Raw genomic sequence first — 738 nt, 5'->3', positions numbered from 1 at the left:
GGGCAGATGCCGCGCGAGCGCATTGTGCAGCGCCTGCCGGCCCGCCGCGTCGCGCTGCTCCGACAGCGCCGCCGCGATGTCATTGCCCGGCGCCAGATCGATCTTGAGCGTGTCGCCCTCGCGCCAATAGCTGGAGATTTGCAGGATGGCGGGCCCTGACAGCCCGCGATGGGTGAACAGCAGATCCTCGGCGAAATGCGTCTTGCCGAGGCGCAGATCGACGGGCCGCGCGAGACCCGACAGCGGCGCAGTGCGCGCCAGATCCTGCTCGGCGAAGGTCAGCGGCACCAGAGCGGGCCGCGTCTCCACGATATCGAGGCCGAATTTCTGCGCGATCTCGTAGCCGAGGCTGGACGCGCCCATCTTCGGGATCGACTTGCCGCCCGTAGCCACGATCACCGAAGCCGCGCGGATCGGGCCTTGCGAGGTTGTGACGAGGAAGCCGTCGCCCGCGCGCTCCACGCGCTCGATCTCCGTCTCGAGCGACAGCACGCCCCCTGCCGCGCGCAGATCGCGCAGCAGCAGGTCGATGATCTGCGTGGCCTTCCCGTCGCAGAAGAGCTGTCCGAGATGCTTCTCGTGCCAGGCGATCCCCGCCGCATCGAGCCGCGCGATGAAATCCGCGGGCGTGTAGCGCGACAGCGCCGAGAGCGCGAAGCGGGGATTGCGCGACAGGAATCGCTCGGTCGCATTTTGCCGGGTCAGGAGACGGTTGGTGAAGTTGCACCGCCCGCCGCC

General features: G+C 68.8%; 1 protein-coding gene. It reads right to left on the bottom strand.

What is annotated here, in order from left to right; all coding sequences use genetic code 11:
• Positions 1-738 (bottom strand): aminoacetone oxidase family FAD-binding enzyme (locus B3D39_RS00760; protein ID WP_286789288.1); only part of this gene is annotated, 738 nt, incomplete at both ends.

Source organism: Thioclava sp. UBA3469, from assembly GCF_002378135.1.
Classification (GTDB): Bacteria; Pseudomonadota; Alphaproteobacteria; order Rhodobacterales; family Rhodobacteraceae; genus Thioclava; species Thioclava sediminum.
This window is presented reverse-complemented; position numbering and strand designations above follow the sequence as displayed.